This is a genomic window from Butyricimonas muris, assembly GCF_046365375.1.
Taxonomy (GTDB): Bacteria; Bacteroidota; Bacteroidia; order Bacteroidales; family Marinifilaceae; genus Butyricimonas; species Butyricimonas muris.
Genome location: NZ_JBKEIT010000003.1, coordinates 425,224 through 448,271, shown reverse-complemented (window position 1 = coordinate 448,271; position 23,048 = coordinate 425,224). Strand labels below are relative to the sequence as shown.

The 23,048-nt window shown below is 43.4% G+C and carries 18 protein-coding genes; all 18 read right to left on the bottom strand.

The features are described from left to right. Positions 1 to 12 precede the first annotated feature (12 nt). Positions 13 to 945: an ABC transporter ATP-binding protein gene (locus tag ACK8P8_RS07345; protein ID WP_099292327.1), complete on the bottom strand. Its 933-nt coding sequence runs from the start codon at positions 943 to 945 to the stop codon at positions 13 to 15. A gap of 228 nt (positions 946 to 1,173) precedes the next feature. Continuing rightward, entirely contained in the window at positions 1,174 to 3,792 is a 2,619-nt protein-coding gene (locus ACK8P8_RS07340; protein ID WP_410025699.1) for a zinc-dependent metalloprotease, read from the bottom strand. A 114-nt stretch (positions 3,793 to 3,906) separates the two neighbouring features. Continuing rightward, entirely contained in the window at positions 3,907 to 4,785 is an 879-nt protein-coding gene (locus ACK8P8_RS07335) for a hypothetical protein (RefSeq protein ID WP_303180499.1), read from the bottom strand. Positions 4,786 to 4,808: 23 nt separating this feature from the next. Beyond that, positions 4,809 to 6,215: a RagB/SusD family nutrient uptake outer membrane protein gene (locus ACK8P8_RS07330; protein ID WP_099292324.1), complete on the bottom strand. Its 1,407-nt coding sequence runs from the start codon at positions 6,213 to 6,215 to the stop codon at positions 4,809 to 4,811. Positions 6,216 to 6,241: 26 nt separating this feature from the next. Then, a complete protein-coding gene (locus tag ACK8P8_RS07325) occupies positions 6,242 to 9,841 on the bottom strand; it encodes a SusC/RagA family TonB-linked outer membrane protein (RefSeq protein WP_410025698.1) in 3,600 nt (1,199 codons plus the stop codon). 78 nt (positions 9,842 to 9,919) lie between these two features. Then, entirely contained in the window at positions 9,920 to 11,077 is a 1,158-nt protein-coding gene (locus ACK8P8_RS07320; RefSeq protein ID WP_410025697.1) for a FecR family protein, read from the bottom strand. Between the two features lie 77 nt (positions 11,078 to 11,154). Next, entirely contained in the window at positions 11,155 to 11,706 is a 552-nt protein-coding gene (locus ACK8P8_RS07315) for an RNA polymerase sigma factor (protein WP_099292322.1), read from the bottom strand. Positions 11,707 to 11,799: 93 nt separating this feature from the next. Continuing rightward, entirely contained in the window at positions 11,800 to 12,732 is a 933-nt protein-coding gene (locus tag ACK8P8_RS07310) for a ribonuclease Z (protein WP_099292321.1), read from the bottom strand. After that, entirely contained in the window at positions 12,732 to 14,597 is a 1,866-nt protein-coding gene (gene rpsA, locus ACK8P8_RS07305) for a 30S ribosomal protein S1 (RefSeq protein WP_176555063.1), read from the bottom strand. The genes ACK8P8_RS07310 and rpsA overlap by 1 nt, the downstream gene beginning before the upstream one ends. A gap of 185 nt (positions 14,598 to 14,782) precedes the next feature. Beyond that, positions 14,783 to 15,421 carry a DUF6266 family protein gene (locus ACK8P8_RS07300; protein WP_410025696.1) on the bottom strand — a complete coding sequence of 213 codons (639 nt, stop codon included), beginning with the start codon at positions 15,419 to 15,421 and terminating at the stop codon, positions 14,783 to 14,785. Between the two features lie 29 nt (positions 15,422 to 15,450). Further along, the gene (locus ACK8P8_RS07295) at positions 15,451 to 16,074 is read right to left on the bottom strand and encodes a hypothetical protein (protein WP_410025695.1); all 624 of its coding nucleotides are present in this window, start codon (positions 16,072 to 16,074) and stop codon (positions 15,451 to 15,453) included. A 13-nt stretch (positions 16,075 to 16,087) separates the two neighbouring features. Next, positions 16,088 to 16,675 carry an N-acetylmuramoyl-L-alanine amidase gene (locus ACK8P8_RS07290; protein ID WP_410025694.1) on the bottom strand — a complete coding sequence of 196 codons (588 nt, stop codon included), beginning with the start codon at positions 16,673 to 16,675 and terminating at the stop codon, positions 16,088 to 16,090. A gap of 44 nt (positions 16,676 to 16,719) precedes the next feature. Then, positions 16,720 to 17,091: a hypothetical protein gene (locus ACK8P8_RS07285; protein ID WP_410025693.1), complete on the bottom strand. Its 372-nt coding sequence runs from the start codon at positions 17,089 to 17,091 to the stop codon at positions 16,720 to 16,722. Between the two features lie 184 nt (positions 17,092 to 17,275). Next, on the bottom strand, positions 17,276 to 17,647 hold the full coding sequence (locus ACK8P8_RS07280; RefSeq protein WP_292267397.1) for a LytR/AlgR family response regulator transcription factor: 372 nt from the start codon (positions 17,645 to 17,647) through the stop codon (positions 17,276 to 17,278). Positions 17,648 to 17,827: 180 nt separating this feature from the next. Then, entirely contained in the window at positions 17,828 to 18,874 is a 1,047-nt protein-coding gene (locus ACK8P8_RS07275) for a DUF4925 domain-containing protein (RefSeq protein WP_410025692.1), read from the bottom strand. 3 nt (positions 18,875 to 18,877) lie between these two features. After that, on the bottom strand, positions 18,878 to 19,495 hold the full coding sequence (locus ACK8P8_RS07270) for a hypothetical protein (protein ID WP_410025690.1): 618 nt from the start codon (positions 19,493 to 19,495) through the stop codon (positions 18,878 to 18,880). A 174-nt stretch (positions 19,496 to 19,669) separates the two neighbouring features. After that, the gene (locus ACK8P8_RS07265; RefSeq protein WP_410025689.1) at positions 19,670 to 21,793 is read right to left on the bottom strand and encodes a S8 family peptidase; all 2,124 of its coding nucleotides are present in this window, start codon (positions 21,791 to 21,793) and stop codon (positions 19,670 to 19,672) included. Positions 21,794 to 21,823: 30 nt separating this feature from the next. Then, on the bottom strand, positions 21,824 to 22,897 hold the full coding sequence (gene porV, locus ACK8P8_RS07260) for a type IX secretion system outer membrane channel protein PorV (protein ID WP_410025688.1): 1,074 nt from the start codon (positions 22,895 to 22,897) through the stop codon (positions 21,824 to 21,826). Positions 22,898 to 23,048: the final 151 nt, after the last annotated feature.

Genomic DNA, 23,048 nt, shown 5'->3' with positions numbered 1-23,048 from the left:
AAATTCTCGATTTTAATGTTTCTTACTCTTGGCGGACAACTCGGCGAACACGTTATCCATAGAACTCTTCTCGGCACGAATCTCCAGCAATTGCCAGTTGCGAGCCACGCTTGTTTCCACGATCTTGGTGATCGCCTCGCGGGAGTCCGAGAAATTTACCCGGTAATTCATGCCACCCGTGTTCTCGGCATCCACCACCCCGGGCAATACCTTTAGTTCCTCCGCCGAAGGCATTGACGCCAAAGTCACGAATATCGTGCTGGGAACAATATAATTGTCAAACTCCTCCACCGTGCCGGAAAAGACTACCTGTCCTTCCTCGATCATCCGTATATAATCACACGTCGCCTGTACCTCCGACAGAATATGCGTCGATAGAATCACCGTTCTATCCTCACCGATCTCTTTTATCAAGTGGCGTATCTCTATGATCTGGTTCGGATCCAAACCGTTCGTCGGCTCGTCCAGCACCACGAATGCCGGATTGTGAATAATCGCCTGCGCAATCCCCACCCGCTGCTGGTAACCGCCCGACAAGTTACGAATCAACCGCTTCCGGAAATGGCCTACCCCACAACGTTCCATTACACTTTTCACCGCTCCCGCGACTTCGTCTTCCGGAATACGACGGATATTCGCCGTGAACGCCAGAAACTCCTCCACTGTCAAATCACCATACAACGGGGGTTTCTGCGGCAGGAAACCGATATGCTTTTTTGCTTCTACCGGATTGTCACGCATGCTCACGCCCTTGATGTAAACGTCCCCCTCTGTCTGCTTCAACACCCCGCACATGATATTCATCGTGGTTGATTTCCCCGCCCCGTTAGAACCGAGCAAACCATAAATTCCATTTTCCGTTATCTCGAAATTAATATCCCGGATAGCCCATTGAACACTGTATCGATGAGACAGATGTTCTACTTTTACGATTGATTTTTCCATACAATATTGTTTTGAGTAAAAAATTATCACACTTTTTTCCACACGTATAGAATACCCGAAAACAAAAATGGTACTATCAATATCGGTATTAAATCAAAACCGGGAGCAATTTATTTATCTCAAATCTGAATTCATTTTCACAATACAACACCCCTCGTTACCATATAGTCGATAGACAAAGGTCGTGCCAGACAGACACGACCTTTCAAACACAAAAACATTTTATATCTATTTGAAAAACTTATTCAATTTAATCAATAATCCCTCGTAATACGCCTTATCATCACGGTGAGCCGTGGCAACTTTTCCTTTTACCAAATCACGCACTTTTCGTAGCATCACGATATTATAGTACCCGAGTTCACTGATAGCGTCCACGAAAACCGTATTTTGAAACGGTGATACATAACGTCCAAAATTATTATCAAACAAGGCACGTGCTACGGAACCCTTCCCGTAACGTGCTTCAATTTGCTGCAACTGTTCATACCATATTTTTGATACTCCGGATTCATCCAAACCATAAGCTCGTATCTCATCCAAAGAAGGTAATGGCGACATTTCCGACGGGACGAAACGCGAATCGTTCGTCAAAGCAGCCATACACCCTCCACCACCGGCACTAAATCCGGAAAGCAGAAATGCATTCTGTAAAGCTTTTTCGGTTGTTGTTAATTTCCGCCCTTGTATTGTAGGGGCAAATATCTTCAAGTATAAATCATCGTAATATTCCCGAACCGAGTAAGGCACTTTTTCTTTTGAAACGTGCGAAGAGAGGGTTACGTTCGTTGCCAATGTCGACAAAAAGGAATATGAAACCCGATTAATTATATTAGCTGATGCACTTATATCCAAATCAAATTTATCGGATAATTGCGGGGCATTAATCCATTCACTGTGAAGTAACTCGTTTATTACCCAAGCTAATGATTCTTTTTGTTTTTTGCGATCCAATGCCCTTACCGGCTCCCCGTCCGTCCCGTCTTTCACTTGTGTCAGGTATATACCTCCTACCTGATACAATACGTTCATCAAATAACGGAAATATTGTTGCTGAATCTGCAAATAAATCCCGGAACGATATCTCAAATCCTCGTCGTCCTTGATCCATTCATTCATATTTTCAAGAATATACTTTAAATTCTTAATACCGTACGTTCCTGCCTTTACGGGATCGTCACCCAAATCCTCCTCAAAAGCACTGGGGTCGTAACGATTACTTATCTGTTGCCGTCCATAACGATAGTAAGGATCTCCCGCTTTCTCGTCAATCCATTTTTCAGCGATAGCGGCTTCTTCCCACATATCCTTGGCTTGAGGAATCGGACTATACAACCACTTGATAACATACTCGTCATACACGCCCAGCCCCGGGGGTGTCAATTTCACCCCTTTGTCACCGGGTTGCGCCACGTAATTAAAACGAGCGTAGTCCATAATGGAAGCCGTCGTCCCGTATTCACGAGTGAAACTTGCCGAACGTAAAGAATCCACCGGTATAGCTGCCGACCCTGCCATATTGTGCATCAATCCTAACGTGTGCCCGATCTCGTGGGCGATCACGTAAGCTATCGATTCGTCCATAACATCCTTCGGCATCTTTTTCGCCCGAACTCTGGAATCTACCTGTGCGGTCTGCACGAAACGCCAATTATTAATCAACTGTATAATATTATTATAGACGATAACCGAAGCGTTAACAATCTCTCCGGTTGTCGGATCCACCCAAGAAGGCCCCATAGCATTAGCGTCCGGAGTAGGCAAATAACGCAAGCAAGAATATTTCAGGTTATCCGGATCAAAACTCGGGTCATTCACGGGGAAATCACGAACTTGAATCGCATTCTTGAAACCGATCTTCTCGAAAGCTTGATTCCAGATCAAAACACCCGCTTTGATCGGTTCTCTCCACTCATCGGGAAAAGCGTCATCCACGTACCACACGATCGGCTTCACGGGTTCCACCAACTCACCACGCTCCCACGCCTTGATGTCTTTCGGTTCTAAACGCCAACGATTAGCTAGATTATATAAACGTAATCCATCCTCTGTCTGCGAAATTTCTCGAAAGGGAAGAGTCCCGTTTTCGTGACTACCGTTATAAGTCGGAAATATTCCTACACGAGAATCTTGAACACGAGGATTCATTTTCTTTTCCGGTAATAAAAGCATTGAGATAACCGAACGGGTTGAAACTTTTCCCAAAGACGCTTTAAAAATAGCGAACTCCATACCGATCTGCACCTCTTGGTTTATCTCCACGGAAACATTATCCTCGAAAGCTTTTACTTTCCCGAAGAACGAGGATTCTTTCATAAGGGTATTTTTAAACATACCGGTATATCCTTCAGGAGAAAGTTCCGGGTTATTATTTAAAAGTTCCGTCACGTCAATTACCACCGCCGTGCTATCGATATTATAAGCCGCAACAGGGAAACGCTTGTATAAACGCGGGATGAAATTTCTTTCCACAGCTTTACGAGCCCAAGCCTCATCCGTGCCTCGTGAATAAGCAACATTCTTCTTATTAAAGAAAACAGTAGAGTCCTGTATCACGACTTCCAGCAACATCGGGTTCTGATACTTGAATCCCAAATTCACGAACATCGGTTCGGAAGTTGCCGATACTGTACCTCCCAACAATACATCCCGTCCCATGTATTTTAACGGATATTCGAAATAAATCTTACCTCCAATCTTATGTACGGTTACAAAATCGCCTTTAGCAGTCACCACATTAGGCTTTTTTAACAACTCATCATACTTACTTTTCTTTTTAACTACCTCTTCACTTTTTTGTTCTGTTTTGTCTTTTTTCCTCTTTCTATCTGCCCCAAATGTAAGCATACAAGGAGCCATTATTGCTAGTATTAGCAATAGCACATAAAATTTTCTCATTTCCTAAAATTTAAGATTTAAACATACAATGATTTATTTCCAATATATCATAGAAACACATTACTATTCGGTTACCGCATTTGCATCCCCTATCTTCTGTATATCAAAATTGAACTTCTCTAAAAAATAATTCCTCAGAATATCATATTTCTTTTTTACCAGAGGATACGTCAAATCTTCAGCCCACTCCTCCGAAGTCCGGTTGCGCATTCCACTTAAAAAAGCATCCAGATCGGCACTTTCACTTAGAGTTGAAGAAGGCCATGGGTCTTGCGTACTCCATTCCGTACCTTTGCTATCAGCAACAAAACCTCTCTCTCGGGCATAATTCCAATTCGTTGGATCAGAACTAGCCTTACCGTAATAATTACTTACACCATAAAACTCCCCGGGAATATCAAATTTTGAAAGCCAACTTCCCCAAAGTTTGGATTGTAAATCATTTTTAAAAGCAACCTTATCCGCTTGAGTCATATTCTTCACCTCCTCCGAACAATGACTGACAACCATTTGAGTCTGAACAACACGGCTATTCATCATCGTTTCAGCTCCCGTGAAAGACACATATTTCAAGGTTGAGGTCAGAAATATCTTGTAAGGCATAAATTTCTCATGAAATTCTGCCGGATAAAATCTAAACCAACATTCTCCCAATAGATCCAAAACATTTCCCGCGTATAGCGGATTCGGCTGAGTATACTCGTAATCGCCCCAAGTATTATTCACGTCCACCTGCAACCATTTCAAATCCGCTTCTATATACTCGTACAAAACAAACGTCCCGTATTTATCATGCAAATCCACGATACGGTCATCCGCGGGAGAATTTCCTTGCGGTAAAGTATATTCCTGTGTCAACGAAGGTATTTCCCCCAACTTGCTATCCTCGGCACAAGCCAACATTCCCAGTGCCACAAACATCAACCAATATATCTTTTTCATACTACATCATTTTTTTAATCTTGTCATTCTTCAACCCCCGATCTCTTGGGTTCGTAAGCCGAAGCATTTTGCTCCAGTCTAACGTTATTTCGTATTGCCTCATTGGGTAGAGGAAGCGTGTACAACGGGTCTTTCTCACGCAACGTGTATATTACCCACGGATCGCTTTTTCGATAACGATATCTATGTGTAATAGAAGGCATCCCATAACGACGTAAATCAAACCACCGTTGCTCGTCAAAACACAATTCCAAACGTCGTTCCAAACGTACTTCCTCCAACAAATTTGCCGGGACATTCTCTATATTCGTGTATCCCGTAATCCGGTTACAGCGCACCTCGTTCAAATCCGCCAAAGCCTCACCCGTCATCCCCTTTTGCACGTAAGCTTCCGCACGATTCAAATAAGCTTCGGAAATCCGAACCGTATTCACGGGAGTAGCGGATCCACTCATCCAATCATAATCCTTTTTTAATAAACGATTGGTCGAATATTCGCCCATATCAAACCACATCCCGGGTCGACAATCATTTTTATCATACCTTGAAAGAAGATCAGCCGAGGGACCAAAAAACTGGATATTCACTCCGACACCATAAATCCATTCTACTTCCGAATGATCGTAAGAACACATGAAAAAGTTACTCCCGCTAAATTTCGTGTAGTCGGTCAAGCCTTCGGAATATTGAATAGCTTTATTCGCTGCCACGATCACGCTATCCCATCGTTCCATATGTAAATATACCCGGGATAACAAGATATTAACCGTCGGTAAATTAATACGGTAATTTCCCCTTCGTTTCGGGTATTTTTCAAACAAAGCTGACGATTCTCTTAAATCTTCTACGATCTGCATGTAAACCTCTTCTACTGTATTTCGGGGCATCCCATTCTCCTCTATATCAGCGGAAAGCTTAAGAGGAACTCCCAATGCTTTTTTATTATAATTATAAGGTTCACCAAAGGTATTCACCAACATAAAATAATAGTACCCCCGCAAAGCCAAAGCCTCCGCTTTCACCTGATCACGAGCCTCGATCTCCCCTCTTGCTTTGTCAATTCCATCCAAAACAGCATTAACACCCATGATACGAGAATATGTACTAGTGTAAGTTTCCCAATTAGTCCGAATAACTTCTTCACTCTCCCACATATCCGGTTGCCAAGATTGAAAACCATAAGAAGCCATCACATCGGACAACTCATCATAATACTCTGATTCATAATATTCAATATCATCATCCAAAAAATAAAGATTTGCATACTGTACATAAGTAACATACCCGGAGCCCAATAGAAATTCATCAAAATCCGATACCGTTGTCACGATCACCTCGTCTTGAGATTTCTTTTCCAAAAAATCGGAACACCCCATCGGGATCAACACCCCGATTAAACTCATTATCTGTAATATTCTAAATATCTTCATGTCCTATCATTTTAAATTTCCAACTACTAAAATGCTATTTGTATAGACAAAGAGGTAATCCGACGAGCCGGCCAATTCCCTGTTTCCGGGTCCAACCCGTCCCATTTCTTGTCGAAAACCCATATAAACGGATTCGTCATACTCGCTTTTACCTGCATACGTTGGATATATAACCGTTTCAACCACTGGGGATTCAACTCGTAGGCCAATGAGAGCGAACGACAACGGATAAAATCCGTGTTCGCCACCAGTTGATCCGATAAATTATACAAATGATAAAGATTCTCCAAGGTACTCGTTGACTCTGTAGTTACAGGTATATCTATTTTCTCATTTCCAAGCCCCGGCAAGGAAGGTATACTCGTCCGTGCCTCGTCTCCTTGTGTTTTCCAACGATTTATCAATTTCCGGGAAACATTCTGTTCCGGCATCGGAAGACCATTCACCTGAACAGAGGCTCCCGGATATAACTCGGGCAAACGTCCATGCCCTCCCCATTGTACCGCGAACAAAGCGTACAGTGACCAACTTTTGTACTTGAACATGGTATTCAGTCCACCGGAAAAGTCCGGCGTAAACTTCCCGGATTCGACTAAAAAATCCAAAGCACTGTCAGCACCCTCGATATCCATATTTTTGAACAGCGGTCGACCATCCTCGGAATCCAATTTATCAAATTCATAAGAATAAAACGTCGAAAACGGTCTACCGTTCACGATACTTGTCCCGTTGAGATAATCACTCAATTGATTCACTCGCTGATTCTTTTCCACTTTATTACGGGTAACCGAAGTATTCAATGAAAGATGCCAACTAAAATCCTTCGTTTGCACGGGAACAACCTCAATCACGAAATCATACCCGTAATTCTTCATATTAGAACCGGACACCACGCTATTTCCCATTCCATTCTCGTAAGGAACATTACGCGAAGCGAGTACATAACTCTTTTTATCAAAATAATTGAACGTGAAATTCAATCGTCCTTTCAACAAGGAAGCATCCACTCCGAAATTGTACGTTTTCGTCTTTTCCCATCCAAGCTCCGGATAGGGCAACGATTTCACTTCCATAATATACGATTGATACAAATGATTCAGTGTCCCGGTCGAGGCAATCAAATAAGGAGATACCGAAGGTACCGCGTTACCTTGATAACCGTATGAACCGTATAAATCCAAATTATTCAACCACCACCAATCACCCGCGAACACCTCTTGTTTCACTCGCCATTTCACCCCAGCAGACCATGTAGGTTCCACCCGTTTATTTTTATCTTGGGAAAATCGGTTCGATGCATCCAAACGGGCATTCAGATTCACCACGTAACGATTATCATACGTGTAAATAGCTGAAGCATACTCGCTCAACTCGTTCTCGAGCCGATTGATTACAGAAGCACTTCCTGTTGCAATCGTCATGTTATCCATTGTGCGGTTTCCGTTTAAATAAGTGGCGGGAGGCACGGCAAAAGTCTCTCCCCGTTCCGGCAAATAACCATAACGTTTCGTTGTTTCACCTTTTGTTTTTACAGAATTCGTTTCTATCCCAAGTTGTAAGGTCAACCGATGTTTATCCTGAAATAAACGGTCATACACCAAACTATTCCGAACGGTAATCGTCGTCGTGTTTACCAAATCCATTTCCAGCAACCCGCCAAAAGGCAGTGGAGACGATTTCATTTCCGTGCTGTTCGCTTGAACTGTCCCGAATTCGTAGCCGCGCATCTGTGTGATATAAAACGAACGCTCACTGGCATACTTCTTTGAATTAGCAGAAGATGAAGTATAGGAAAACAATCCTTGATATTCCAACCCGGGCAAAAGTTTCCACTTCAAATCGATCGTTGTTCCCCAAGTTCTCGTGCTGTTTGAACTCCCCGTGTTATCCAACTCATTCATAATATTATAATCATATACATCTTTATTCGGCATTGCATAACTAGCGGTCCCTCTTTTTCCGTGATAATACAATGAACCATCCTCGTTGTATGCCGGAATAACCCGGGTCGTATTGTAGGCATAATTAAAAGGATCTACCCCGTAAGCAAAACCGTCGACCTCCCGGATCGTTCCTTTCAACAACAAATTAGCAATCAGACTCTCCCCGAAAATAGCCGTCGTGTTTGAAGTGGCGGTAAACGAAGTAACCTCATTCCCTTTTGCCTCTCCTTTTTCTTCCGTGAAACTAAAAGAAGTCCTATTCATCAATTTTTCAGATCCTCCGCTAATACTGATTGCATGGGAATGATTAAATGAATTCCGGAATAACAACTTAAACCAATCCGTATTTTGGCGTGCCATTTTCTGGTATTCCTTATCCATCTCCTCCACCGTAATTTCCTTATTTGTCAATTTCTGTACCAACCCGGCGTAACCGATAGGCAAAATTCGGGAAGTATACTTACGATGTTCACCATATATATCTTTCGAAAATTGCATATGCTCGGCTGAATTCATCCGGTCATACAACCCGTAACGAGGACGTTGCCCGATAGAAAAACTACCGTTATAATTCACGGCAAGTTGCCCTTGCTTCGCTTTCTTTGTCGTGATCACTATCACGCCATTCGCCGCCTTTGAACCGTAAATTGCAGTAGCGGAAGCATCCTTCAGCACCGTGATCGTCTCTATATCATACGGATTCAACCAAGAAATTGCGTTCCCCGCCAATTGCCTGATGTCATCGGCATCCATCGTGAACTTCGTGTTATCATCCGAATTGAAAGGCTGAGGATCCCGTTGTACTACCCCGTCGACCACCCAGACCGGTTCTTGGCTCCCCAACAACGTGGAAGTACCCCGTACTCGGATTTTAGACGTCGCCCCGACCTGTCCGCTTGTATTCCTTACCAACATTCCGGGTACAACACCTTGCAACATCTGGTCAATAGAAGAAACTCCGGCCATCATCACCTCGGCAACTTTCACGTTGGTAGACGCCCCCGTGTAATTCCCCTTTGACACGTTACCATATCCCGTTACCACAACATCTTCCAATGTCTCGACGTCTTCCTGCATTTGAATTCGGTATTCCGTTTTTCCCTCCACTAAACGCAGATACTGAGTTTTCATCCCCACGAAAGTAACTACTAACGTATCAATTCCCTCTACAACATTCAACGAAAATTCCCCATTCGTGTTTGTTGCTGTCCCGACCGTTGTTCCCTTGAATAACACCGTTACTCCCGGGAGCGGCTCTTTATTTGCATCAGTAACCCTTCCTTTGATCATTCTGGAACGTTTCTCTTGTCCATTTTTATCCTCCGTTGGCACTCGCTTGATAACAACAATTTCATCTTTCACGTCATACATGAAACCGACTTTATCTAACACCCCCCGCAACACCGTTTCCCACGGTTCTCCTTTAGCAACGACAGAAATCGGCTCCATACCCTTAAACAGAGAGGAATTATACAAGAAATTCAACCCGGTCTTCTCTTTCATCACCTCCACGAATTTCTCCAATTTTACCTCTTTCAAATCCAAGGAAATAGTGTCTTGTACGTTTCTCGCCCCATATCCCGAGAAACTTCCCAATGACAGTACCATTGTTAAACCCAGCACGTGAAAAAAGCTTCTCCATTTAAAAAGCCATTTCCACTTCAAACATTGATTTTTTTTCATATATTTGTAAATTACTTGTTAAGATGAGATAATGGGCTGCGAACCTGAGAAATTTGTCGTCCGTTATCTCGTTTTAGTTTATTTATATAAAATCACGTGATTTCTTTCCACCCGATACTTCAAATCCCCCGTGCGGGATAAAGCGTCGAAAAATACATTAATATCATCATAACGTTTCAAATTACCTGTAAATAACAGGCTTTTCAGACTTTCATCTTCAAAAAGAACGGATATATTATACCATCTCTCCAAGGTATTCATAATATCAACCAGTTTTTTATCCCGGAACACGTATATCCCGTCTTTCCACCCTACGAATTCGTCCACGTTCACCTCCTGTTTCCGCGTTTTCCCGTCCTTAGACGATACCACCTGCTCCCCGGGCTGAATAACCAACGGTTCACCTGCTCCTGCCGTCACACTTACCTTTCCTCTTACCAACGTGGTATAACCTTCCGGCTGGTCGACATAGGCATTTATCCCGAATGCGGTACCTAAAACCCTCACGTCCCCAAAAGAAGTCTTCACGATAAAAGGTTTCTTGTCTTTCACTACTTCAAAAAAAGCTTCCCCTTCCAAGATAACCTCCCGTTGTTCGCCAGCAAAAGACACCGGATATTTAAGCTTGGTTTCCGCGTTAACCCATACCTTTGTTCCGTCATCCAACGTAATAATACACTCTCCGCCCCTTGGAACCTCTAACTCGTTATAAACGATCTCCGTGGTTTTTATTTCTGTATTATAAAAAATCTCCCCGTTCTTGTATTCAATACGGGCTCCTTTTTCTTTCAACACCCGTGTACTTGTTTCCGCTATCATTACGGTACTCCCGTCTGCCAACGTCAATCTAGCCCGTTTCTCTCCGGCCGGGATAATATTCGAAGCAACAGGCAATCCTTTCTCGTCACCATTCTTCTCACCCGATATCATCCACAACATGATACCTAAAGCAATCACCCACACGGCAGCGACAGCCGCTCCCCAACGGATCATTCTGACTCTTCTGGCTCGATTTATCTTCTCTTTAAAAACAGTATACCCTTTCTTACCGGAATAATTCTCGTATTCGATAAACTGCTTTTTCAGATACACGGGATCACTTAATTGCCCGTACACTTCTTGTATTTCCGGATTATCCAGCAATTGTCCCAACTCCTTTTGCTCTCCTTCTTCCAAATCTTCCAGCAAAGATTTTCTAATCAAAGAAGCATCATCATATATATTTTTCTTCATCATCTGTTATCATCTCGTTATGTATTTCTATAATACATAACTCTCGATTTCAGATGACATGACCAGCCATTTTTTTCCAATTAAATTAAAAAAAGACAGACAGAATCTTGAAGTTTTGAACGCAACGACTTGAAACCACGACTTTTATGCGTTTTCACGGTATTTACACTTATCCCTAATTTTTCCGCGATCTCATCCCACGAATATCCCTCGATACTCATTAGGATCACTTTTTTCTGTTCCGGCGGCAACTGTTCGATATACATATATAATTGCCTTGTAACCTCTTCCCGAACAGTCAAAGCATATACATCATCAACGGTCGACTCTTCCGTTGCTCCTATCGAATTCAAAATCGTATCATGAATCTGATTATTCCGTACAAACACCAATGCGTTATTATAACATGCCCTGTACAAATAACGGGTCAAATCCTGCAAAGATTCGAATTTCTTATCCGAACTCCAAATGGCGATAAAAACTTCTTGTACTAAATCTTCTGTACTCTCCGATCCCTTCAATATCCGGTTCACGTACACACACAATGCCGCATAAAAATGCTCATAAAGACTTGCCCAAGCCTTTTCATTTTTACGATTCACTCCGGATAAAATCAACTCTTCATCTATCATGCTGCCCAAATTTCACACCATTAGGACAAATATACGAAATAACATCAAAATCCAAACCGAACAAATCAATTATCATGAAAAACATTTCCAGCCTTACCCTCGTTTCGCCACGGGTAACTCGAATACAGCCCCGTCATAACACAAATCCGTGTTCGGGAAAATCTCCCGGGCTTGTTTCAACAAAGGGGTAGGATCGGGATAACGGGATGAAAAATGTCCCAGCAGGAGGTGCTTTGCTTCGGCAAGTAGAGCCATTCGCGCCGCTTGCCCCGCGGTACTGTGGAATGTTTCTTTAGCTAAATCTTCAAACTCGTTCCCGTAAGTGGATTCATGATAAAGTAAATCCACACCTTTCACGTGTTCGGCAAAACACTCCCGGAACAACGTGTCGGTCATGTAAGCGTAGGATCGGACAGCAGGAGGAGCCATCGTCAAGCGGCAATTAGCGATCACCTCTCCATCGGGAGTCACGAAATCCTCGCCCTTTTTCAGCCGGTGCATGAAAGCCACCGGCACTTGGAAAGCATCCGTCATATCCCGGCGAATCGTTCTTTCCCGTTCTTTCTCGGTAAATAAAAAACCTGTCACGGGAGCATCATAACGATGTTTCAAAGGAAAAGTACGCACGGTCAACGCTTTGTCTTCATAAATCAAAGCGGGTTCCCGTTCCAAATGATGAAAAATCAAGGGAAAATTCAAACGGGTATTCATCACTTTCAACTGAAACTCGATAATCTCTTGCAAACGCTTGTCCGAGTAAACGTGCAATTCGGCTTTCCTGTCCTGCAAAGAAAGACTGGACAACAAACCGATCAAACCGAAAAAATGATCCCCGTGCAAATGGGAAATAAAAATATGATTGATCTTGTTATACGGCACCTTGAAACGCCGCAATTGCTGCTGGGTTCCCTCCCCGCAGTCAATAAGAAAGTACCGCTCAAGTACATTAAGCACTTGAGCGGCAGCATTTCGTTGAAGCGTGGGTACAGCAGAACCGCACCCTAATATAGTTAGCTCAAACTTCACTAGTTATTATTCTTTTCTTCTTCTTCTCTAGCTTCCATTTGGTCTTTCAAAGCAGCCAACTCGGTGATGTCACCCAAAGTGGTTTTCTCCAGTTTCTCTTTCACTTTCTTCACTGCTTTTTTAGTTGCGCTAGCCTCATCTTTCTTCTTCGCGTTATCGGTAGCTTTCTGCTCGTCTTCGAAAATACGAGAGTGAGAAAGAATGATTCTCTTGGCACCCTTGTTGAATTCGATCACCTTGAACGGCAATTTCTCGTCAACCTTAGCCTGAGAACCGTCTTCTTTTACCAAGTGGCGAGGAGTTGCGAATCCTTCTACGCCGTAAGGCAATGCGATAACGGCACCCTTATCGAAGATTTCGGTAATCGTACCTTCGTGGATAGAATCAACCGTGAAGATGGTTTCGAATACATCCCAAGGATTCTCTTCCAATTGCTTGTGACCTAAGCTCAATCTTCTGTTATCCTTGTCAATTTCAAGAACAACTACATCAATATCGGCTCCAATCTGGGTAAACTCGGCCGGGTGTTTCACTTTCTTCGTCCAAGACAAATCAGAGATGTGGATCAAACCGTCAACACCTTCCTCGATCTCAACGAATACTCCGAAGTTCGTGAAGTTACGCACGATAGCTTTATGTTTCGTACCAACAGCATACTTCTCTTCGATATTTTGCCACGGGTCGTTTTTCAATTGCTTGATACCCAAAGACATCTTTCTCTCGTCACGATCCAAAGTAAGAACTACAGCCTCTACCTCATCTCCTACTTTCATGAAATCTTGAGCGGAACGCAAATGTTGTGACCATGACATCTCTGAAACGTGAATTAAACCTTCAACGCCCGGGGCAATCTCAACGAAAGCACCGTAATCAGCCATAACAACTACTTTACCTTTCACGCGGTCACCTACCTTCAAGTCTGCGCTCAAAGCATCCCACGGGTGCGGAGTCAATTGTTTCAAACCAAGAGCGATACGTTTCTTCTCGTCATCGAAGTCAAGAATAACAACATTCAACTTCTGGTCTAATTCCACGATCTCGTTCGGGTGATTTACGCGGCCCCAAGAAAGGTCGGTAATGTGGATCAATCCGTCTACGCCACCCAAATCGATGAATACCCCGTAAGAAGTGATATTCTTAACGGTACCTTCAAGTACCTGTCCTTTTTCAAGTTTGGAGATGATGTCTTTCTTCTGCTGTTCCAACTCTGCCTCGATAAGAGCCTTGTGAGATACAACAACGTTCTTGAACTCTTGGTTGATTTTAACCACCTTGAATTCCATCGTCTTCCCAACATAAATATCATAGTCACGAATCGGCTTAACATCGATCTGAGAACCCGGTAAGAATGCCTCGATACCGAATACGTCAACGATCATACCGCCCTTCGTGCGACATTTAACAAATCCTTTGATAATCTCGTCGTTTTCCAACGCAGCATTAACACGATCCCAGCTACGTAAAGCTCTTGCTTTCTTGTGAGAAAGAGTCAACTGACCTTTTTTGTCTTCTTGAGTCTCAACGTAAACTTCTACTTTATCTCCCACTTTCAATTCCGGATCGTAACGGAATTCATTCAATGAAATGATACCGTCTGACTTGTAACCGATGTTTACAACGACTTCTCTCTTGTTCATCGAGATAACAGTACCTTCAACAACTTCTTTCTCAACTACTGATGAAAGAGTTTCAGCATACCTGTTTACTAATTCTTCTTTTTCAGATGCGGGGATTACATCATCATTTGCATAGGCTTCCCAATCAAAATTGTCATCAGCCTCGGCACTTGTTGTTGCTACCGGAGCAGCTTTCTTGGTTTCTTCTTGTGCAAGTTCCACTTGCATTTCTTTTTGTTCTTCTGTCATAATAATAAATGCTTGTCCTCTAATAAATTAGACATTATATTTTTCTAATACGGGCACAAAAGTACAAATAAATATTAACCCCGACAAACAAAATGCACTGAAAAATAACGAAATATCAAAATCTTAGAATCCCGGAATCATAAATCGTAAATTCCCGCGAGCCTCTCGACTCGCGGGAAAAAACTCTATTCCGGTCGAATCACCATGCTATCCGACGCCTTCCGCTTGTCCTTCGACAACATGAAAGCGTAAAACACGAGATTCTCTTTACTCCATCCCTCGTCCATCGCGATCGATGTTGAACCCGCTTCCTTACGGTTCCGGCAAGCTTCCACGATCATCTCCTTTTTGGTCTTCTCGTAAACCACCACGTGCAACACGTCCGTCGGGTTAGCTACCGTGTTCCACCGAGTTTGAGCCTCCTGTGAAACCATCACCTTGCCGTTCTCCTCGTCCACCGTGATAGTCACTTTACCGTTTTGCAAAGAACCGGCGGCACACTTGAGTTTTTCGAAATCAATCGTGGGCTCGTAATTCTCGTCCACCGTCACCGCCGCCATGTTCGATGACACGAACGCGTTATAGAACGTGTTACCTCCCTTACGTCCCGGGAAACCGAGAGCTGCCGCCGGGGCAAAATACCGGGAAGCCTCCTCCAGTGCCTTCAACTTCGCCCGTTGCGTCAATTGAGCGGGCGTCCGCGGGTTGCGCACCGTGTTTCTCTTGCCTCGCGCGATACTGTACCCGTTCGCACCGGCGTACATCGTCACGTTAGCCACTGATTTTCTCACGTCTCCCAACAAAAATGATTTAAATAATGCCATAATCTCAAATTTTAAAATAAAACATATATTCATAACACGAAATGTAAATTCTCCGAGAAATCATCTCGCTCTGCCGACCCGAAGAAACAATAAAAATGTACCTTCCCTCTCTCCTCGTTCGTGAGCTCTATCTCCACAAGTTCATCCCCTCGAATTGCCCCGGTTTCTCCCGGTCCGATAATCCGGAAATTCTTGTCCTCTGTCATCACCACGCACCACAATTCGTCCGCCAGCCGCTCATCGCTCAATATCTTTTCATTCCTCCACGTCAACCGAACTTTATCCCCCTCCCGGTACGCTTGTAAATCATAGGGTAAACCCAAACTCCCCGAGCTGAAACGCACCAAATCATACAACAATGCAGTCCCGTTAAACGCCCGGATATTTGCCTGCACGAAAAGATTATACGCCGATCGGTTCTTTCTCTGCCCCACTGCCTGCCACACGAGAGCCAGCAATGTCTGCCGGACAACCCCGTAAAAGGTAGCAGTTCCCCTCATTCTTTCCCGGTAGTATAATTGCAATTCCGAACGACAATCTTTTACTTCCGCCGGGGAGGCTCTCGCGTAAAACTCCCCTCTCATCTTGTAATAAATAACGTTCCCCACCCGTCCCGAGAAACGATTGAATCCTTTTGACTGATAACGAGCCATAACTACCTCCTTTTTAATTTGTAAAACCTAATTTCTTTTTCAACTCGCCAAAAGGGAAAGCCGGTCCCGGCTCCACTTTTCGTGAAGTGATATCCGAATGCCTCACGAGATATTTAATCCTATACCTCTCTTTCAGCAAGCGACAAACCTCTTCCAGAATTTTAAACTGCCCCTCGGTAAACAGATGCCAGTACCTCGCTCTCCCTTCTATCTCGGTCGTGTACACCTGCTCGGGAGAATATTCCCGCCCGAAATACGAGTAATACCTGTCGCCCACCCGCTGCAACTCCCCGGCATTATCCAGTTCTATGCCGATTGAACAATCATTCAAGTTCACTCTCCCGGCATGGTAGCTCTTCCCCGCGTGCCACGCTTTCAGGTCAAAAGGCAATAACTGGAATATCTCCCCGTCCCGACCGATCACCACGTGAGCCGATACTCCCGTGTCCGGTCTGCTCAAGTAAAGGGCGGATGAAACGGCGCTTGCACCTCCCGTCCCGTGCAGCACGAGCGTGTCTACACGTGATAACTTCACATTACATTTTGAACACCGTAAATACTTCACGTTATCCCCGAACAACAAATTGTCAATAATTTCCATAACACATAAAATTTTAGATAAAACAACAACTCCCGCCCGGCATTTCATTTCCGTTTCCGGGACAACAAGCTACCGGTAATCTGTTCCCCGCTTCTCCCGATCACGTACCCGCCTACCCCGATCTCCAGTAAATCCCAAAAGCGGGAACTGTCGGACAACATGGGCGATCCCGTGAATACTCCCAGCACGACCAACAACGTGAGCACCAGCATCACGATCGGGCGCCACGACCGTTGTAACCAATTTCCCCGCGTCTCGTCACCCACCGCCGCCGACTGTTCACGCACCAGCTCACTCTTGTAACGATACACCAGAGATTGAATCTCCTCTTGTATCTTCTGTTTTTCTTTCGAGGAAACCGACAACCCATTCACGATATCCCCCAGTTCCCGAATCACGTTTTGTAATACTCCCATACTCTATGTTTTTTAATTATATCCCAAAGATACACCACGCACCCACCCTTTACCAACTTTATTAACCCGGCTTCGCCAACTATTATCCCGATTATCCGAAATTGCATCCCCATGCCTCACCTGTCGGCAAGGCATCCCACAAGACAGGTTTATTTATTTGTTCAAATAATCACGACTTATTCCCTCATTTTTTCCTTCTCAATGAATCCAAAAAATGAAAATAAGCATACAAATTCTCCTTGTATGGCGCACTGATCGGTAACATCTTCTCCCCGATACATACCGAGTTTCCGACAAAACCGTCCACAAAACGAAGATTCACGATATAACTGCGGTGTATCCGCATAAACCACTCTTTCGGCAACATCTGTTCTACCGACGCCATCGGGTGCACCACGGAAATCCGGGATTTTCCCTTCCGGTAAATATCACTATAACATCGGTCAGCCTCCACCCACAATATCTCCGAGTAATAACATTTTCGCTGAAAATCCCCTTGACGCACGAAAAATCCAAAGGGATCATGATGATCTATACTATTATCTATTTTATTCATAAGACTTCTTATTTTTATGTCTTATGAAACGCCCTCCCCGACAGGCTAAAAAAATACATTTTCTATTTATCTAATACACATAAAAATGGGGAAAATTTATAACATGTAAAATTCTCCCCAACAAACAAATTATGAAAAAAACACACATTTTAGTGTGTCGGATTATAATTTACACATTCGCTATTGAACCGGTAACAAATTGATCCCTAATTCAAAATATTCAGCAGAACGTAATAAATCAACCATATCTTTATCTACAAAAATCTGTACGGATTCTTCGGTTGCTTTTCCGTGCTGAAACATATCTACCTTATTCTGATAATTCAATAAAGCCTTCAAATAAGGAGAAAGTTCAATAAATGTATTCAATAATGATTTATCAATAGCAATTTTAGCTTTCCCGTCCTTTTGTTTCAAAAGAAAAGCAATTCCGACATTCGCATTTTTTTCTGCATTTTCAACCATGAACCAAATTTTCCCATCATAAATACCATAACGAATAAACCCATCAGGTAATATTATTGGCTCTTCTCCCTTCCATGGTACGATTGTAAATTGAACATGACCGTTAGCCCTAAACTCGATTCCAGGAAGCAAAGATGAATAGAAATTAGAGAGAGCTCCGTTCATTACACATTCTGCAAACCAACGCCCGTTCCCATCACCCGGATCTTCTATGAAAGCTGTCTGAGGATAATCATAAATAGGTTTATTATTGGTATCCACATTTCCGTTATAAAGAAAAACCGGTAATTGAATAGACTTCATCTCCTTATTAACCAAATCAACATAGACAGCAGAGTTATTCAATCTATCTGTCAGCACTTGATTTCCGGAAGGCAATTTCCACTTACCTACAATTTCGGAATGTATCTTTACATCTGCCTGTAACGAGAGTTTTTCATCTTTGATTTCTCCTACAACTGAAAGAGTACGATCCTTGTTTTCATCACTTCCGTAAATACTCACTCCCATCTCATTTTTTTCTCCCACCACAAAGATTTTGGTTTCTTTTTCTCCGGGTAATAACGACATCAAATAAAGTTCTGCTTTTGTTCCTTTTTCAGGATTTATCTTTACGGTTCGTCCCTCAAGCTGTATTCCGTTAAGGGATAGCTCCAGTTGAGTGTCGGAATAACTTGTAGCATCTAAATCTAAAGTTTGCTCATTATCATCCTGACATCCCAAAAACACAAGAGTAAAAATCAAAAAAATATACTTTTTCATAATCTACGACATAAATAAAGTAAACAAAGTAAACTCTGCGTGATCAGTATCTAAATCCCAATCTACTTGTAATCTAAAATTTATAGTTGTCGTTTGTGAACCATTTATTATATTAACAGTACAATTACTTTCTTCAAAAGATTTATATATTACACCTCCATACATCAAATTATGAACTTTTGTGTTTCTTGTACCGCGATATAATGTAGTACCACTACTTTGATCATAAACATAGGTATAGAAATACTTCCCCTCCTGATAATAATCTACCCTAATTTTAACTAATCTACCAAGATTTATATTCCCTTCTTCTATTCGAACTATTGAACCTACAAATGAAGCTTCACCTCGGGATAAAGCAGGTTCTCTAGTTACGTTTGCTTCAATTTTTTTCCCATTCAATTTTTCTAAACTTTCCAAAAACATTTTTAATTCATTCAATGACATCGGTACAGCATCTGTACCATCATTTTCAACTTCAGTAAAATGAATCCCATACTCTTTTTCCAAAGTTTCATAAGTAACAACTGCATTTTCTGTTTTTTGCTCTTCTACTTTTTCGCATCCACAAAGTGACAATCCACAAAAAACAATCATGATAAAATAATTCACTCTTTTCATACTGTAAATTTTTAAATTATTAATTAAACACCCTACTTTCCAACTACACCTTGTTATTTTTATTCCTCCTAAAATAAGCTTGTAAAAAAGGGGGAGAACAACCCAACGGATCATTCTCCCCCGGCAAACAAATTATGAAAAAAAAGCACACTCATTCAGCTCGTCAAATCAAGCTCATATCTTAATGACATTCACAGCCTGAACCCCTTCATCACTGCTGAATTTCAACACGTAACGTCCGACAGGTAAACGGGATATATCCACCGTTTCTTCACCGGAATTTTTATTATTATTCAATATCTTCGTGAATACGCGCCGAGCCATTAAATCATACACGTTCACACTCTTCGCACCTTGTGCGCTTCCCCATTTCACATTTAATATGCCGGTTGTAGGATTCGGGTAAACAACGATGCTCTTTTCCGGTGTCTCAGGCTTTTCCGGCTCGGGTTCTTCCTCCGGTAATACCTGAACCCAACGAATTTCTACCACGTTCGACAAACCGGAAACGTTCCCCCACGGATCCGCACTTGTCAAAGCATAATAATCTATCGTATTTCTATTTGCGGGTTTAGGAAGTTCTACTGTAATCCTCTCTCCCGCTTCCTTGCCCCGTAAATCTATTTCTTCCATTTCTGCCCGATCTAAATCAGCAGCATTCAAAGGTTGATCACTTCTATACAAATTACATTTTCGGGGAGAACCGTCATTCTGATCCGAGGCATTACTCCACACCAGATAATACCCTTCATTTTCCTGTTTGAATTGCAGATCTCTCACCTTTTCCGGTGCCACCCCGTCATTCTTCCATAAAGCCAGATCGGCACGAGCACCCCCTTTCCCCATCAAGGGTGCATATTCCGGTTCTGTATCTTCAATACTCATTACGGATTCCAATAAAATTTCCTTTAACCGGGCAGCGGTAAAATCTTTACCGGCATGGGCTGAAACAATCAACGCCGCAATACCGCTCACGTGAGGGCACGCCATAGAAGTCCCATTCATATACCCGTATTTATTGTTCGCCAACGTACTGAAAATACCAGATTCCGAGGGAGATTTCTCTCCGCCGGGTGCGGATATATCAACGGATTCGTCGTAATTCGAATAAGTAGCTTTTTTTCCTTGGTTCGTCACGGCAGCGACGCTGATACAAACCTCGTAACTTGCCGGGTAAGCATCCGTGTGCCGACCGTCATTGCCTGACGCCACGACAACCATTCCTCCCCGCATAGGACTCCCCTCGCGGGAACCCGCGTTTTCCACGAAATACTCGATGCCTTGCTTCAAAAGACTGTTGGAATAAGGAAAAGTCCAGCTACACTGGCAAATAACAGCACCATTATCCGCGGCATACACAAATGCGTTAGCCAAAGCTTCCCAATTTTGAGTCACTCCCCCCGTGTAAGTACCCACTTGATTCAGCATAATCCTCACGCCGTCTCCTTTACCCGTTCCTCCGGCAATACCGCAAACGCCAATCCCGTTATTATTCACAGCCGCAATTGTTCCCGCGACATGAGTACCGTGATCCTCGCGGCTGATCGTTCCCGAACCCGCGACAAAATTGTACCCGTAAATATCATCCGTGTACCCGTTGTTATCATCGTCTGTTCCAGCTACTCCATTCAATTCCTTTTCATTAATCCATATATTATCTTTCAAGTCTTCATGAAGATAATCCCCGCCGACATCCAGAACCGCAACAATCACATCCCGGTTTCCTCCGGTTACTTCCCATCCCTTGAATAAACCGATATGTGCGTTATCCGTGGTTTCCACGCTCCCGGTGCGGTCATAATGCCATTGCTTCCCCAAGTAGGGATCATTGAACGGCAATCTCTCCCCCTCTCCCCGACCGAGTGCCGATACAGTCACGGGTAAAGGCATAGGCTCCGGTATAACCCGCTCCTCCGCCACTTCCAAAACAGCGTCCTGCACGGAAAAATAATCCACCACATCCTGAGCCCGTGTACCTTCCGGTACTTCAATCTTGTACCATAAATCCAAACCGAACGCTTTATGACGTTCCTCGAACTTACCGGCAGGCGGAAAGACACGCTTGATATTCATGTTTTCCCATTTGCCGACTGTCCGATTGCCACCGTTATCGCTCGCGTAGGCGGCAACCTGCTCCCGTTGAAACTGAACGTAAACAACCCCTGTTGCAAGTCCATCCGCGGACGAATCCGGTTCCGTTCCCAATATTATATTTTTATCCTGACAAGCGATACAAAACAGGAATGCAATGCCAAACATTCCCCCGCATGCCAAATTCATTAACCTGTGTGTTTCCATGTAGTTATTTTTGAATTGTAAAACCTCGGGTCACTTGAAACAATAGCCTAATGACAACCTAAATGTATTCTTGTAAGGCGCATCTTTCTCTCCGGTCGGGAACAGATAGGAAGCATCCAGCATAAAACCTTTCCGGGCAATCCCGCCTCCTAAAGTCAGGTATTGCCGGTAACCGTACATCTCGCTTTCATGGAAATATCCTGCCCTCACCGCCAATAACTCCCGCCATTGATATTCCGCCCCCAATTGCCACACGATACTTTTCAAGAATTTTTCGTTCCCGAAAGAACCCGCTATGTTTTTCAATACGCTTTCATCCTTTTTGTCCGGATCATACGTTCTCACCATTAACTTGTTAATATCCAATGAAACAGATACCCGGTGCAGACGGTTCACGTTTATCTCGTAAGCACCGCCTAAACGTAGATTGGCAGGCAAATAAGCCTCCTTCCCCACGGTCATATAAGCTATTTTGGAGCCGATATTCGAGATATTCACCCCTACACGCCAAGCCGACGGACATATACCGTCCGTTTCTTTCTGATAAAAACACGAGATATCAAAAGCGACAGCACCGGAAGGATCGCACCCGTCCGCATCCGGCATTTTCAGTTCTCCCAACCCCGTGTGGATATATTTAAACGTCAATGCAGCTGAAAAGCATTGCCCGAATCTCCGGCTATATGCAGCTTCCAACACGTAATCCGAGGGAGAAAAATCACCTGCCGATTCACCTGCCGCTCCTGTCCCGGCAAAATCATCTCCTTTCAAATACCGGATTCCTGCCGCTACCGTCTGTAAATCATCCAACCGATAACACCCGTTTATCGCAAACAAATTCTGTCCTTTAATCAAATGCCTCATCCAAGGTAAATAACTAAACGCCACACCCCCTCGCCCCTTCACGAAAGCATAGCGGGAAGCGTTATAATACATGGAATACACGTCCGGTCGACCTGCCACTCCGGTTTCCGCCACTCCCCCGCCACGGGCATCAGGAGTGATATTTAGGAAAGGAACGGCGGTCGATACGACCACTTGTTCCTGACCAAAAACAACACTTGACAACACTATAAATAAAACAAGAATGATAAACTTTACCATAGTTTTAATCTTATTCCAAAGCTACCCACATTAAATACCTTCACCTAGTCTATCAAACTAAAGGAGTCCTTCGGAGCATGTATAACGGCAGCGAAAGCTGCCTCAAACAAAGCGCCCGCAGGGTCAAAAGAACCTTATAGACCTTATGAAC

Bases quoted from the DNA above. Each gene is read 5' to 3' on its own strand.
- ACK8P8_RS07345 (WP_099292327.1), bottom strand. From the start codon at position 945: ATGGAAAAATCAATCGTAAAAGTAGAACATCTGTCTCATCGATACAGT.
- ACK8P8_RS07340 (WP_410025699.1), bottom strand. From the start codon at position 3,792: ATGCTTACATTTGGGGCAGATAGAAAGAGGAAAAAAGACAAAACAGAA.
- ACK8P8_RS07335 (WP_303180499.1), bottom strand. From the start codon at position 4,785: ATGAAAAAGATATATTGGTTGATGTTTGTGGCACTGGGAATGTTGGCT.
- ACK8P8_RS07330 (WP_099292324.1), bottom strand. From the start codon at position 6,215: ATGAAGATATTTAGAATATTACAGATAATGAGTTTAATCGGGGTGTTG.
- ACK8P8_RS07325 (WP_410025698.1), bottom strand. From the start codon at position 9,841: ATGAAAAAAAATCAATGTTTGAAGTGGAAATGGCTTTTTAAATGGAGA.
- ACK8P8_RS07320 (WP_410025697.1), bottom strand. From the start codon at position 11,077: ATGATGAAGAAAAATATATATGATGATGCTTCTTTGATTAGAAAATCT.
- ACK8P8_RS07315 (WP_099292322.1), bottom strand. From the start codon at position 11,706: ATGATAGATGAAGAGTTGATTTTATCCGGAGTGAATCGTAAAAATGAA.
- rpsA (WP_176555063.1), bottom strand. From the start codon at position 14,597: ATGACAGAAGAACAAAAAGAAATGCAAGTGGAACTTGCACAAGAAGAA.
- ACK8P8_RS07300 (WP_410025696.1), bottom strand. From the start codon at position 15,421: ATGGCATTATTTAAATCATTTTTGTTGGGAGACGTGAGAAAATCAGTG.
- ACK8P8_RS07295 (WP_410025695.1), bottom strand. From the start codon at position 16,074: ATGGCTCGTTATCAGTCAAAAGGATTCAATCGTTTCTCGGGACGGGTG.
- ACK8P8_RS07290 (WP_410025694.1), bottom strand. From the start codon at position 16,675: ATGGAAATTATTGACAATTTGTTGTTCGGGGATAACGTGAAGTATTTA.
- ACK8P8_RS07285 (WP_410025693.1), bottom strand. From the start codon at position 17,091: ATGGGAGTATTACAAAACGTGATTCGGGAACTGGGGGATATCGTGAAT.
- ACK8P8_RS07280 (WP_292267397.1), bottom strand. From the start codon at position 17,647: ATGAATAAAATAGATAATAGTATAGATCATCATGATCCCTTTGGATTT.
- ACK8P8_RS07275 (WP_410025692.1), bottom strand. From the start codon at position 18,874: ATGAAAAAGTATATTTTTTTGATTTTTACTCTTGTGTTTTTGGGATGT.
- ACK8P8_RS07270 (WP_410025690.1), bottom strand. From the start codon at position 19,495: ATGAAAAGAGTGAATTATTTTATCATGATTGTTTTTTGTGGATTGTCA.
- ACK8P8_RS07265 (WP_410025689.1), bottom strand. From the start codon at position 21,793: ATGGAAACACACAGGTTAATGAATTTGGCATGCGGGGGAATGTTTGGC.
- porV (WP_410025688.1), bottom strand. From the start codon at position 22,897: ATGGTAAAGTTTATCATTCTTGTTTTATTTATAGTGTTGTCAAGTGTT.